The 13222-nt window shown below is 48.5% G+C and carries 12 protein-coding genes; all 12 read right to left on the bottom strand.

Annotated elements, in window-relative coordinates; translation table 11 throughout:
• Window positions 1–3: 3 nt before the first annotated feature.
• The 12 genes from cntA to ACDJ58_RS24410 all read right to left on the bottom strand — a co-directional run bounded on the left by cntA (window position 4) and on the right by ACDJ58_RS24410 (window position 13172).
• Window positions 4–1593, bottom strand: coding sequence for a staphylopine-dependent metal ABC transporter substrate-binding lipoprotein (gene cntA / locus ACDJ58_RS24355; protein WP_413379806.1), 1590 nt, complete (start codon window positions 1591–1593; stop codon window positions 4–6).
• A 145-nt stretch (window positions 1594–1738) separates the two neighbouring features.
• Window positions 1739–3040, bottom strand: a complete 1302-nt coding sequence (locus ACDJ58_RS24360) for an opine metallophore biosynthesis dehydrogenase (protein WP_413373388.1) — start codon at window positions 3038–3040, stop codon at window positions 1739–1741.
• 30 nt (window positions 3041–3070) lie between these two features.
• Window positions 3071–3865: a nicotianamine synthase family protein gene (locus tag ACDJ58_RS24365; protein ID WP_413373390.1), complete on the bottom strand. Its 795-nt coding sequence runs from the start codon at window positions 3863–3865 to the stop codon at window positions 3071–3073.
• Between the two features lie 27 nt (window positions 3866–3892).
• Window positions 3893–4726: a diaminopimelate epimerase gene (locus ACDJ58_RS24370; RefSeq protein WP_413373392.1), complete on the bottom strand. Its 834-nt coding sequence runs from the start codon at window positions 4724–4726 to the stop codon at window positions 3893–3895.
• Between the two features lie 241 nt (window positions 4727–4967).
• The gene (locus ACDJ58_RS24375) at window positions 4968–5255 is read right to left on the bottom strand and encodes a hypothetical protein (protein ID WP_413373394.1); all 288 of its coding nucleotides are present in this window, start codon (window positions 5253–5255) and stop codon (window positions 4968–4970) included.
• Window positions 5256–5404: 149 nt separating this feature from the next.
• Window positions 5405–6631, bottom strand: a complete 1227-nt coding sequence (locus tag ACDJ58_RS24380) for an amidohydrolase (protein WP_413373395.1) — start codon at window positions 6629–6631, stop codon at window positions 5405–5407.
• Window positions 6632–6732: 101 nt separating this feature from the next.
• The gene (locus ACDJ58_RS24385; RefSeq protein ID WP_413379808.1) at window positions 6733–7794 is read right to left on the bottom strand and encodes an LLM class flavin-dependent oxidoreductase; all 1062 of its coding nucleotides are present in this window, start codon (window positions 7792–7794) and stop codon (window positions 6733–6735) included.
• 68 nt (window positions 7795–7862) lie between these two features.
• Window positions 7863–8735, bottom strand: a complete 873-nt coding sequence (locus tag ACDJ58_RS24390; RefSeq protein ID WP_053783190.1) for a LysR family transcriptional regulator — start codon at window positions 8733–8735, stop codon at window positions 7863–7865.
• A gap of 272 nt (window positions 8736–9007) precedes the next feature.
• Window positions 9008–9556 carry an NADPH-dependent FMN reductase gene (gene ssuE, locus ACDJ58_RS24395; protein WP_413379810.1) on the bottom strand — a complete coding sequence of 183 codons (549 nt, stop codon included), beginning with the start codon at window positions 9554–9556 and terminating at the stop codon, window positions 9008–9010.
• Window positions 9557–9580: 24 nt separating this feature from the next.
• A complete protein-coding gene (locus ACDJ58_RS24400; RefSeq protein WP_413373397.1) occupies window positions 9581–10498 on the bottom strand; it encodes an ABC transporter permease in 918 nt (305 codons plus the stop codon).
• 55 nt (window positions 10499–10553) lie between these two features.
• On the bottom strand, window positions 10554–11486 hold the full coding sequence (locus tag ACDJ58_RS24405; protein ID WP_413373399.1) for an ABC transporter permease: 933 nt from the start codon (window positions 11484–11486) through the stop codon (window positions 10554–10556).
• Window positions 11487–11528: 42 nt separating this feature from the next.
• A complete protein-coding gene (locus tag ACDJ58_RS24410) occupies window positions 11529–13172 on the bottom strand; it encodes an ABC transporter substrate-binding protein (protein WP_413373401.1) in 1644 nt (547 codons plus the stop codon).
• Window positions 13173–13222 lie beyond the last annotated feature (50 nt).

Below are 13222 nucleotides of genomic sequence, written 5' to 3' on the forward strand. Positions count from 1 at the left end.
GCTCTATTTAAAATTCATTTGCTCAAATGGCAACTCATATTGAGTCTGTTTGAATGAGATTCCGTCCAGGTTTTTGGGAGCCACGACAGTTACTCGCCCATTGGTAATAGGAATAAACACGGCTTCATCATGGACAATTTTCATAATATCGGCGTACAGGGATTGGCGGGATGCCTCATCTGTAGAAACCATGACTTCATCAATTTTCTTATATAGTTCATCCGCCTGGGCTATGCCGCTTGTTGTATGTTTATAGGCGGAATCCGAAGTGAACGCAGAGATGGTGCTCTGTGGATCGTACGCCAGTCCCCAGGTTTGATTAAACAGCAGATCATATTCCCCGGTTGCCCTTCTGTTCGCGATGGAAGTGGATTCCTCACCAACAATCTCCAGCTGAATGCCCAATCCTTTTAAGGCATGCTGGATCAATTCCGACTGTGTTTTTTGCGAAGATGAATTGCTGTCATAATACAATGTCAGAGCTAATGACTGGCCATTCTTCGTTCTTACTGCCTTATCGTTTGTTAATGTCCAACCTGCCTTTTCCAAAAGCTCTTTTGCAGTCTCGGGATTATACTCCCTCTTCTTCAATTCAACATGGGCATAGTTAACGTTCGACGAGAATAAGGTGTCCGCAACGGTCTGGGTTCCATTAAAAATATCATTGCTGATCGTTTCCCGATCAATGGCAACCCATATCGCTTCACGAACAGCCGTTTCGTGGACAGGGTTATCCACTTTGCTGCTATTGGCTACGATCATATTCGTATTCATCGCTTCACTTCGGACCACTTGAAAATCACCCGAGTCAGCCAATTGATTCATGGCTTCAACATCAATGCTGTCGGCACCCCGATCATCGGTGAATATAAAGTTGATTTCGCCCTTCTGTAATGCCAGTAATGTCGTTTCCCCTGCCGGGAGAACCTTGGACGTGATTTTTTGGATCTCAGGTGCGCCGCCCCAGTAATCTGCATTGGCTTCGAACGTTGCATTCTCATCGATTTTATGTCCTGTCAGCTTGTAGGGTCCTGTGCCGTGATAGCCGCTTACCCCGTCCTTTGTGCCACCATTCGTAAAATCTTTGGGTGATATAAATACATACGGTCTGGTCATGGACAGCTCCACCAGAGCTGGATAATAGGGATCGGAAAGCACCAGTTCGAATGTGTATTCATCCATGACTTTTGTACTTACGATTTTGGTAGACAGCTTAATCCAGGCATGTTTTTCGGCGTTCGCCTGAACCGCATCGATATTTTGTTTGACCGCCTCGGCGTTAAACGGTTCACCATCATGGAATTTCACATCCTGTCGCAAATGGAACGTATACGTTTTCCCGTCTTCGGCAATCTCCCATGATTCTGCCAGTAATGGCTTGATTCCATCGACCGTGTTTTCAACCAGGGATTCGTAAACCATCCCTTGTGCGGGCATGGAACCGGTGTATAAATGAGGATTCATATCATTAATATCCTTGGCGGATGCATAAATGAGTTCAGACTTGACCTCGCTTTTCGCTGACTCCGTTGTTGTCCCCCTATCTTGCCCACATCCTGCGAGCACGGTAATGACAGACAATAACAGCAACATTAAACCCAAAGCACTACCCTTTTTCACAACATTTCCTCCTGATAATGAAAGATAAATGATAAGTTCACTTAGAAAATGTTACATCGTGCTACTCCGATTGCAGTACCATCTTCCGATCGCTCTTATCCCCTAGATTGAGATGTAATTAAACCTTGCTGTTCGCCAGCCCTGTGCAGATCATCCGAATGTCTTCATTGAAGGTTTGAACGACAAAGGCATCGGATAAATCCTGATCCGGGTAAGCGCGAGCGACTTCTTGAATCTTCGCCTCATAGGTGTCAATAAACGAATCGATGGTTGGGCAGCTTACCTGCAAATGTCTTGCAATGCCCTGAATGATTTTGATGCGGTAATAATCCTCCTTGGGCATTCTGGGAATGTCCAACGCTCCATCCTGATTGACAAACATCTTCCTGAAGGGAACGGCCGAAAAGTCAAAATACTTGCCCTCCGGGTTGGGCTCCGAAAAGGGATCAATCAACAACGAGGTGTATCGTATGTATAATAAATACTCTTGATGAATGTCTTGCAACTGATTGAAATTCTCTATATCGTGGCGTGATAAACTCTCCAATCGTACCGGATAATTATCATCCGTCATGAACTGAAGCAGATTGACACCCTGGATACAGAGCCTATCCGTAATCGTCATAATTTCGTTCCACTGTGTCCGCATGTCCCGAATCAAATATTGGGTTACAGGACCTTCGGGGTAGATTTTATATACATATTTCCGAGTGTCTGACGCTCCGAAGATGGCATCCAATGAGAAGTCATTCATGAACAGTGGCGGGTGCACATATAAAGAAATATTTCTCGTTTCCGCCTCGATTGGAGAAGACATAACTTCCAGCGCAATGCCCAATTGCTCGTACATCTTGCACAGTCTGTCCACATGTTCAGAAGGAGTTGAAGTAGAACCGATATAGACCTTTTTCTTGACTCCTGTTGTAATGACATGATTGGATGGTTGATCGTTTATCCATCGGGTGTCCCCCAGATAGGTAGAGAAACTGATCACTTCCGTATCCGCATGCAGCTGCCCCACATAATGGCTTACCAGCATGTTGGAGCCAAAGGTTGGCGAGATCAAAATAATGCATTTCACTTGTTTGATGAAGTTATCCTTCATTTGTTTCAATACATCGACATAAGCATCCGTTGTCACAGCGAAAATGAGTGTATCCCATTCGCCTTCAATCATCTCATATCCCTTAAACACCCGATCGATGAAGCATTCACCTGCCAATGGTCGATGCTTTTCATTTTGAATGCTTGCTCCAATGAATCCGTCACTTTGCCGAACTGCTTCAAAAAAAGATTCTGAGCGTACCGATTCTCTTCCCACCATTCCTACGGTGCAATGGAATTGCTTTTTGAGCATTACCGCAAGCTGAATGGATGCAGGGCCTGTTCCGAGCAACAGAACTCGTTGAAATTCGCTCATATGGACCTCTCTTTCCCAAGCTCAAGCGAGCTATGCTTTTTGGTATAACGCAATATCGAACACATCATCCGGACGAAGAATATTGTCGACCATTTTCCACTTGCTGCTGTCGGTCTCTCTCATCGGATAGTTGAACAACGACTTTAACTGGTTACCGTACCTCATCGCCACCACCACATGTTCATTCGTCAATACATGCAATTGATCGAGCAGATCATATTTATTGGCAACGGTGGAACTGAAAATGATATGTGTTGCTTTTCTCGTAAAAGCAAGGTCCTGCACCAATGTTTGCTCCAAATGGATGTTCAAACCCGCACCCAGCTTCTCCACAACCTTCTGCCCGAGTGTAATGGCTTCTGCGTCAATATCGATGCCAACTACCTCTGCCTCTGTTCGCTTGGCGATAAACAAAGGCGTCATGGGAAAGGACCCGGAGCCTACCAGCAGCACTTTGGAATCCGAGGTGACATGAAAGCTGCCAAACTCTTTTTCAATACATTCTTCTATATTTCTGAAATAATCCGCGATTTCCACATCTCCGTCTTGCAGCTTCAATGCCCGATATTTCTCCATGACCGCCACACACCGTGCAGATTTGTCTCGTAGATCAAGGACAAGTTGATGCATGCTGCCTGATTCCTGATGATCGAGCTGTTCCCAGATTCGTTCATTCTCCTTGTCCGTTATAAACGTGGAATAGTCATCAATTAAAGCCTCCAGCTCTGAGCTGTGCTGAACCGTATGATCATATCTGCCTGTCAACTCATCGAATTTCCCGGAAAATTCACTCAAGCATGTTTGAAAATCAATCAATGTCTCCATTCCTTTTCCTCCTATAACTCGTCATGGTCATGCATCTATAAAGGCTTTGCCTTGGGCCACGATTCCAACAGATCCTTCTATCGTAACTCGCTCAAGCTCTTCTCCATTCCACTCAGCCATCACTTTAATTGCACCACCAGGCTGCTTGATATGCTGAACGATTTCCCTTTGCCTGCTCCATGCCAGATAGGCTCCCACCGAGGCTGTACCTGAACCGCACCCCCTTTCCCAGATCAGACTATCCAGCTGTGGGACAAATATGAGCGGTGCCAGCTCCTCCGATTGGGATTTGTATAATAAAATGCCAATCAGCTTATCCCCCAAGGTTAAGCCTAGTAATCGCGCCAGCGCTTGTGCCCTCTTTCTCATCGCTTCATCAAACGCTTCCACTTCGATGACGATATGGATGAACTCCCGATACCGCACGATCACCATATCCATATCAATTCCCTCATACTTGACGGTTCGTTGTTCAATCCGCTCAGGCATGGGCATCGTGACTTGGCAAAAATATTCATTCTGCTGCTGCTTCACCTGACATCTGATTAATTGATCTGTCCCGGAAACTTCCAAGACGATTTCTGTGAAATCAGTGGATTTCAACTCGTTCTCGGACGCGATATACGCAGCCAAGGCCATGCAGGCATTCCCGCAGAACTCCCCACCGGCCATTTCCAAATGGGCAGCCGCCTCCGGTTTTATCGCTCCGCCAATGAACCCCACTTGTTCGGCGTATACGTTATCATAGGACATAATTTGGGCGGCGATGTGTGGATATGTCTCAGCAGGATGATTCGTCTTCACCAGAACCGTCATATTTTGAGTGGGATTAAACTTGATAAAATCAATCTCCTGTTTCATCGCGGCCGCTACTCCTATTCTTGATATGGAATTAAGTTGAGCTCACTTAGCTATAGTTCTTTAATAGTAATAATTACGATTAACGGTCGAGAAAAATATAGCACATCCCACTTGGGAGCGTCAACAAATATTTCCATATCAAAAAGAGAGCGTTATGACTGTCATTTTATGTTCAAACAGGAACAGAGCTGACGCATTTGCGTCAACCCTATTTAGCCCAACGTTTGCAATTAGAGGTACATCAGCGACGACTAAAAGGCATAACGGATGCCAGCAAAGCTTTTGCATATTCATTCTTTGCATCCGAGAGACGATTCCGTTCAAGCTCCTCCACGATCGTTCCCCGGTAAAGAAAAAGTACCCGATCACACAGATTAGCCACGACCTGAAGATCATGTGCAACAAAGAGATAGGTCATGTTCATTTCATACTGAAGAGAACGAAGCAATTCCAGAATCTGAGCCTGAACGGAAACATCCAGTGAACTGAGCGCTTCATCCAGAACAGTGGTATCCCCCAGTGCAACCAACGGTTCAGCTGAACTACAACTACTAAATTAAAAATACGGAAACAGCAAAAAACGGCCACCTGATTGAGGTCACCGTTTTTTGCGTCCATTCGATATTGTATTAGCATATTAATTATTCATTATTCGCGCATTTACGTAGCAGTTATCGCTTATTCTCCGTTTGACTGCAACTTCTGCAGTGACTGTTCAGCCAGCGCTGCCAGAAGATGTGCGCCAAGCGGCAGCGCCCGTTCGTCCACATCGAATGCAGGATGATGCCATTCATGCGGACCTGACGTTCCGAGGAAGAGGAACAGACCCGGGACTTCCTTTTGATAAAAGGAAAAATCTTCGCCAGCCGGGGAAGGTATCGGTCGGATACTGTTCAACCCAACCTCGCTCACGACCTGCTCCGCCGCTGCAGCCAATGACGCATCATTGACCACGGCAGGTGGTCCCTGAATCCAGCGCACGGTAGCCTGTGTCCCGTAGGCTGCTGCTACTCCAGCAACCACCTGGTTGAAACGCTCGCGAATCCGGGCACGAACCTTCTCGTCAAAAGTACGCACGGTGCCGTCCAATATCGCTTCTTCTGGAATCACGTTCCAGGCGGTGCCGCTATGAATTTTGGTCACACTGATCACGGCGCTCTCCTGTGCTCCGACATTACGACTCACGATGGCCTGTAATGCAGTCACAATATGAGATGCAACCACAATCGGGTCAATGCCCGCTTCCGGCACTGCCGCATGGGTTCCGACCCCCTCCACTTTAACCACAAAACCATCTGCCGCTGCGAGCAGCGCTCCTTCACGGATACCTACCGTACCAACCTGCAGATCCGGTTTGTTATGCAAACCAAAAATAGACTGAACTTCCGATAGCGCTCCGCTCTGAATAACCTGCCGTGCCCCCGTCGCCTTCTCCTCCGAAGGCTGGAAAATCAACCGAACTTTCCCTTGCAGCCGGGACTCACGCTGTTTCAACAATCGTGCAGCACCGATCAGAATGGCGGTGTGTGCATCATGACCACAAGCGTGCATTCGGCCAGCGATTTGCGAGGCATACTCCAGCTTCGTTTCTTCCTGGATCGGCAGGGCATCAATATCTGCGCGTAATGCCACTACTGGGCCATTGCCCTGCCCAATTTCAGCGATAAGGCCCGTTCGCAGCGAATATTCATCTGCAATCCGTACCCCTTCCTCCACCAGCCAGCCCCGAATGGCTTCTGTCGTTTCCCGTTCCTCTCCGGATAGCTCAGGGTTACGATGCAAATGTCGCCGAATCGCGGTTAAGTGCTCTGCGAATTCTTCATCCTGCCCAACGTAAAGTTCATGCTTGCGGCTCTGTTCTTCTTGCTCTGCCTGTTGCTCAGGCTGTTTCAGATCACTGCTCACGATATTGCCTCCTTTTATCATCGTATGTGCCAAGTAAGATGGATTGATATAATACCCGGGTCACTTCACTTCAACAGGTATGCTCTATACCATGTATATGCCTAACCGATCACCGCTTGCGCAGGTGTCGACTCATTCGCGAATTCGCCCAGTCCCTGCTCATCCAGCGCCTCACGCAATAATTCAAATGAACGAATGCGTTTGGCAAAATCACGTGTGGCTGTAGTAACAATCAGTTCATCCACGGCAAAATCCTGCTGGAATTTCGCCAGAGCCGAACCAACCGTTTCCTTCGTACCTCTCGTCACACTTGGCTCCAGAATCTCGATCCGATACTTCTCGTTCGATTGCCGTCCAAATTCTTCCGCCTGCTCAACGGAACCAACCGTTAATACCTTACCATTCTCCAGATGGATCTTGACCAGCATATGTTCACTTGCCAGTCCTTCGGCTTCTTCCGCACTCTCCGCCACAATTAATGATATAGCGAGGATGGCATACGGCTCCCGTCCATGTGAGCGGTCGAATTGTTCCCGGTAAATACGCAAAGCCTCCAGAGCAACCTCCGTGTTGCTATTAATAAACAGTGAAAATACATAAGGCAGTCCCAATTCTGCCGCCATGCCTGCGCTATCGATACTTGCCCCAAGCACGTAGAGCTCGGCCGGGATTTGGGATACTGGCGCAGCGCTCAAGCCGGCCAAAGGATGTGTTTCATCTTCATGCGGTTCATTATGGATGAACTGCTTCACCTGATTGATTTTCTCCTTAAGTGAAGCGGCCTCCTGAATCCCTTGTTGTAGTGCCTGTGTGGAACGGGGCAATCCCCCCGGAGCACGTCCAATACCAAGATCGATTCTCCCTGGGCCAAGCGCAGAGAGCACATTGAAGTTCTCGGCCACTTTGTAGGGACTATAATGTTGAAGCATCACCCCGCCAGAACCGAGACGAATCCGCTCCGTATGGGCCAGCAAGTGGGAGATGAGTACTTCCGGTGAGGAGCCGGCAACATGGCCTGAATCATGATGTTCCGATACCCAGAAACGATGAAATCCAAGCTGTTCAGCCCGCTGTACCAATTCAATCGTATGCCGAAAAGCATCAATCGGCGTCTCCCCTTCATAGATCGGGGTTTGATCCAATATGCCAACACGAATACCCATCATATTCTCCTCCTTCGATCATGCCGAACCTGACTTTTTAAATCCTTCCTTACTTCCTTAATGAGTCTCTATAGCTGCCGTAGCAGTTCCCCGAAAGGTTCTGCAAAAGGCGAATGTTCTTCTTTTAACGTAACGACGCTGATCTGCAATGATACACCTGCAACCTCGTGCACCTGAATGGGGAACAGTTCCTGCTCCCGTACTTCCTTCTGCACCGTTAACCCAGGAAGAAATGCGATGCCTGCCCCCTGCATAACCAGTTTCTTCGCCGTTTCCGAATGATCAACGTGATATGTAATATCCGGCGGATGTTCCAGCGAGTCAAAAGCCCGGTGAATACGCAGCCAGTCCAGTGAACCACATTCGAAAAAGACCAGTCGCTCATTCCGGATGGCTTCCATACTGACATGCCCACGTTCTATAAACGGATGTCCCTTGTAAACGTAAAGCTGAATTGGATCTTCATAAAAAGCAACCGTACGAATCGCCGGGTGCATGACCTTGCGAACAAACGCCAGATCAATCTCTTGACTGAGCAGCTTGGCGATCAATTGGTCTGTCGTTGCTGTCGTCAGCTTAATGCTGACCTCAGGGTAAGCTTCCTTGATTTTGGGCAGAAAGTCGGGAATGACATAGTTGGATACGGATACCGTACTACCGAGTCGTAGTGCATCGGGCGTCGTACGGCGTTGCTGGATCTTCTGTCTGCCCTTCTGAATCACTTGCAGCACCTGCTGGGCGTAGGGAAGGAATTTTCTCCCCTCTTCCGTGAGCACAATCTGTTTGCCAAGACGGTCAAACAATTTGCAGCCGAGTTCACGTTCAAGGGACTGAATACGAGCGGTGACAGAAGGTTGGGACAAAAAGAGTACCTCGGCAGCCTTATTGAAGCTTCCGTAATGATTGATGTATACAAATGCTTCAATGTTCTCAATATTCATAAGCGCCCCCCGAATTACAAATTGAACGAAGAAGATTTACACTTGCCACTCCGATGACAGAACAACCTTCCGATCGCTGTTATCCCCAGATTTTTTTCATCCCTTTTTCAAAGGGGAAAATCCGGGGATAAAGGCGAAGCGTATGCTTCCGATGCAGCTTTCTTTCAGAAAGCTTTTAGCTCCGCTTCTTCAGGTTTTTTCTGTCCTCTACGTTCTTGTGTAACTGTATAGTTCAATTTTTATATATATTTATCCAATGAATTTACTTGGTTTTATGATATCGTAATACCATTCTTTTCCAGAGTCAATATCAATTCTTCCAGGGAACGATCCAATCGTGCAGTAATATCCGCCGAGAGCACATATTTTCCGTCATCAAGCCGATCAATTCCCTGATCAACCGCGTATACTCCACCGAGAATATGTCTTCCGCCAAGTGCTGCCAGAACAGGCTTCAATGCATAATCGATGGCGAGCAGATGGGCAATCGAGCCGCCGATGACTAATGGAAGAGCCAGCTTGCCCCGCAGTCCTTCCTGTGGAATCAGATCCAGGAACAACTTCAGCACGCCTGAGTACGATGCTTTGTATACCGGTGTAGCCACGATAACTGCATCCGCGGCTTCGACAACAGCGAGTGCATCACGAATGAATGAGCTATCAAACTTGGCCTGCACTAGATCTTCCGCTGGCAGGTCGACTACATGAATCACCTCAACGGTAATGCCTGCCACTCTTAATTTATTGCTGCTGTAATCCGTAAGGCCTGTCAGACGCGAACGTTTGGAAGGCGATCCGGCAATAATAACGACATGTGACATCATGATTCCTCCTTGGAATAGCGGTCAAGCCGCTCCTTTTACTTTGGGGTCCAACCGATCGCGAATATCGTCTCCAATCAGATTAACCGCCAGTACAAACATGGTAATTGCGAGTCCCGGGAAGGTACAGATCCACCAGGCAACCGTCAGATAACCTCTCCCTTGCGAGAGCAACGCTCCCCAGTCCGGAATTTCCTTCAACACGCCAAGTCCGAGAAAGCTGAGCCCGGAGCCTGTCAGAATGGAGGTACCCACGCCCAGCGTCGCCATAACCAGCAACGGTGATAAGGAATGAGGCAGTACATGCTTCCAGAAAATACGGGCATTGGAGCCCCCAAGTGAACGTGTAGCTGTAATAAAAGGCAAACCTTTAACGGACATTACCTGCCCACGCATCACCCGCGCATACCCCGGAATGGAGGATACCGCAACAGCCAGTGCAATGTTAAGCAGTCCAGGCCCCAGTGCTGCCGCAACGGATAATGCCAGTAACACGCCTGGAACAGCCATCAGAATATCAACGGCCCGCATGGTGATTGTATCCAAAACACCTCCTGCATAGCCGGCAATAATGCCCAGGGCACTGCCCACAATACCACCCACCAGCACCGAGGTAAATCCAATCAGCAGTGAATCCCTGCTACCATGCACGACCACACTGAAGATATCCCTACCAAAATAATCGGTCCCAAACAGGTGCGTAGCAGAGGGAGCCTGCAGGATGGCATCCGTCATCATCTGAGTAGGATCATAGGGAGCAATCCAGCCCGGCACAATTGCACATGTGACGGTAAACACCACGACCAGCAAAGCTGCATAAAAGAATAAACGGGATACCGCGAATGAGACGCGGTGACGCAGGGGACGGCGATTCCAGAGGCGTAAACGCCCTGTTCTGGCCGTCCAACCTTTTTCGTCACCCACCAATGGTTTCATGCTCATAAGACTCCTCCTTCCTCACTACGCGTTCAGATGTTTCAGACTGTTCCATCCGTCCTCACGTTCGGACTGCACGCCTAACTCTGGGATCAATGTACGCATAAGAGATATCCACCAGTAAATTCAACACTACATAGATAATCGCTGTGAAAAAGACTACTCCCTGCACAACAGGCAGGTCTTTGGCCATCAACGCATCCGCGATAATTCTGCCGATACCCTGCCTGGAGAAGACCGTCTCCACCACGACGGTTCCTGCGAGCAGATCACCAATCAACATGCCGATGACTGTCACCGCAGGAATCAGCGCATTACGCAGCGCATGACCGTACATGATGGTTCGCTGTGAAAGACCTTTTGCTCGCAATGCTACGATAAACGGTTCGTTCACCACTTCCAGCATGCTGTTACGCACCATACGTACGATGAAACCCGCACCGACGAGGCCTAGTGTTGCAGCAGGAAGCACCAATGAGCTGAATCCGTCGGAACCCATCGCCGGGAACCAGCCGAGCTGGACCGAGAACAACAGGATCAACAGAATGCCGGTCCAGAAGGTTGGCATGGAGATGCCAAACAATCCAACGAGCCGGGCGATGAAATCAATCACGCCATTACGATGAATGGCAGACAGTACGCCGAGCGTAATGCCAATGGTTATCGCTATGATCGAGCTGAGCGCGGTCAGTGCCAGTGTGGCAGGGAAATGTTCCAGTATTTTGGGCAGTACCGGGTCGGAATTGATCATTGATTTACCGAAATCCCCGCGCAGCATATCGCCGAAATAGTTGACAAACTGGATGTAAAACGGCTGATCCAGCCCAAGTTGAGCCCGCAGGTTCTGAATCATCTCGGGTGTTGCCGATGACGGGTCCAGCATTAGCAGGACCGGATCACCCGGCAGCAGATACATGATGCAGTACACCAGCACCGAAGCTCCGAAAATAACCAGAAGCGATGTAGCAAGTCTTGTCAGTATCGTTTGAACCATACCGGGTCGTCTCCTTCCTGTCTACGTAATTTAGGGTTTGTGTTATGGCTGAATCCGAACATCGTTGAACAACGGATACCCGAGTGAATCAAACTTGACGCCCTGCACCGACTTGGATGCAGCAACCGTATAAGGGAACACATAGATCGGCAAAATTACAGCCTGCTCGATCAGATATTGCTGAATCTGATTATAGATATCCACGCGTTTATCCGGATCAGTCTCCACCGCTCCCTGTTCCAGCAGTTTATCGATCTTCGGATCGGATAGACCTGATAATGTCGGACGTTCACCTTCTGCACTCGTATGATAGAAAGCATAGAGTGCATTCGGATCGGAGTTGACCTGGCTGTTGCCATAAAGATCATAATCCCAGTTCTGATAGATGACAGTTGCAACGTCCTTCGTAATTTCAACCTCAACAGCTATACCCACCTGCTTGAGCTGCTGCTGAATAATCGCAGCAATGTCGTTACGCTTCTCCCGGTTCGGCGAACCGTCCACATAATGCAGGGTCAGCTTCTTACCATCTTTTTCACGAATGCCATCTGCTCCCTTGACCCATCCTTGCTCATCAAGCAGCTGATTGGCCTTGTTGATATCCGGATTGATGCTTCCTTCCAGAGAAGCATCATAACCGAGGATTCCCGGAGACAGTGCAGACCACGCTCGTTCGTAGTTGCCCAGATACAGTGTCTTCACGATGGATTCCACATCAACTGCAGATTGCACCGCCTGTCTGACTTTCACATCATCCCAAGGCGCTTTGCGCAGATTGAAAAAGAGAGTATACGGCAAGCCAACGGTATTGGCCTGCAGCAATTGCTGGTTCGGATCGTTCTTCAGGGCAGCAATATTTTGCGGCGGAACGGTCTCGGCGGCAAGTACCTGTTTACTTTGTACACTGCCGATGCGCGTTGCTTCTTCCGGTACAATTTTGAACGTAATCGTATCAATATGAGGGGCACCTTCATTTTCAACGGTTGCGGGAGCCCAGTTGTAATCCTTGTTTTTGGCGACAACGATATCCGCATTTTCATCCCATTTCACAAAGGTATACGGACCGGTCCCCACCGGATTTTTACCCAGTTGATCCCCATATTTCTTGGCGGCTGTAGGTGACACGATCCCTAGCAGGGCCTGACTCAAATTGCCGAGAAAGGCTTGCGAAGGCTGTTCCAGATTCACCTTGATGGTGTATTCATCAATGACCTCCGAAGAGCTATAAGGTCTAATCAGGGCAAGGGAATTGGCGGCTTTGGTGGCCGGATCGATCACCCGATCCAGATTGAACTTCACGGCTTCCGCGTTAAATGGTGTACCATCATGGAACTTCACATCTTCACGCAGTTTGAACGTATAACTTTTGCCATCCTCCGATACACTCCACTCCTTGGCGAGCCAAGGTTTGATGGAGCCATCCGGCAGTTGTACCACCAGATTGTCATAGATCGTTCGAATCGCACGTACAGTTACGGCAAGGCCACTTCGATGTGGGTCCAGCGTGTCCGGCGATGTGGCGAGTGCGTAGGTTAGATTCCCACCTTCTGCTTGCCCAGCCGCCTGCTCCCCACCGGAAGCCTGAACTGCACTGTTCGAGTTACCTGCCGCTCCGCAACCGGATAATACCAGCACCAATACTGCCGCCAATGCCATATATTTCATCCATGAGATAGACCTGTTCATATAGCTTCCCCCTCTGTGTATACAGGTGTCATTGATTCATTGAATTAATG

The organism is Paenibacillus taichungensis, assembly GCF_047302525.1.
Lineage (GTDB): Bacteria > Bacillota > Bacilli > Paenibacillales > Paenibacillaceae > Paenibacillus > Paenibacillus taichungensis_B.

Bases quoted from the DNA above. Each gene is read 5' to 3' on its own strand.
- cntA (WP_413379806.1), bottom strand. From the start codon at position 1,593: ATGTTGCTGTTATTGTCTGTCATTACCGTGCTCGCAGGATGTGGGCAA.
- ACDJ58_RS24360 (WP_413373388.1), bottom strand. From the start codon at position 3,040: ATGAGCGAATTTCAACGAGTTCTGTTGCTCGGAACAGGCCCTGCATCC.
- ACDJ58_RS24365 (WP_413373390.1), bottom strand. From the start codon at position 3,865: ATGGAGACATTGATTGATTTTCAAACATGCTTGAGTGAATTTTCCGGG.
- ACDJ58_RS24370 (WP_413373392.1), bottom strand. From the start codon at position 4,726: ATGAAACAGGAGATTGATTTTATCAAGTTTAATCCCACTCAAAATATG.
- ACDJ58_RS24385 (WP_413379808.1), bottom strand. From the start codon at position 7,794: ATGGGTATTCGTGTTGGCATATTGGATCAAACCCCGATCTATGAAGGG.
- ACDJ58_RS24390 (WP_053783190.1), bottom strand. From the start codon at position 8,735: ATGAATATTGAGAACATTGAAGCATTTGTATACATCAATCATTACGGA.
- ssuE (WP_413379810.1), bottom strand. From the start codon at position 9,556: ATGTCACATGTCGTTATTATTGCCGGATCGCCTTCCAAACGTTCGCGT.
- ACDJ58_RS24400 (WP_413373397.1), bottom strand. From the start codon at position 10,498: ATGAGCATGAAACCATTGGTGGGTGACGAAAAAGGTTGGACGGCCAGA.
- ACDJ58_RS24405 (WP_413373399.1), bottom strand. From the start codon at position 11,486: ATGGTTCAAACGATACTGACAAGACTTGCTACATCGCTTCTGGTTATT.
- ACDJ58_RS24410 (WP_413373401.1), bottom strand. From the start codon at position 13,172: ATGAACAGGTCTATCTCATGGATGAAATATATGGCATTGGCGGCAGTA.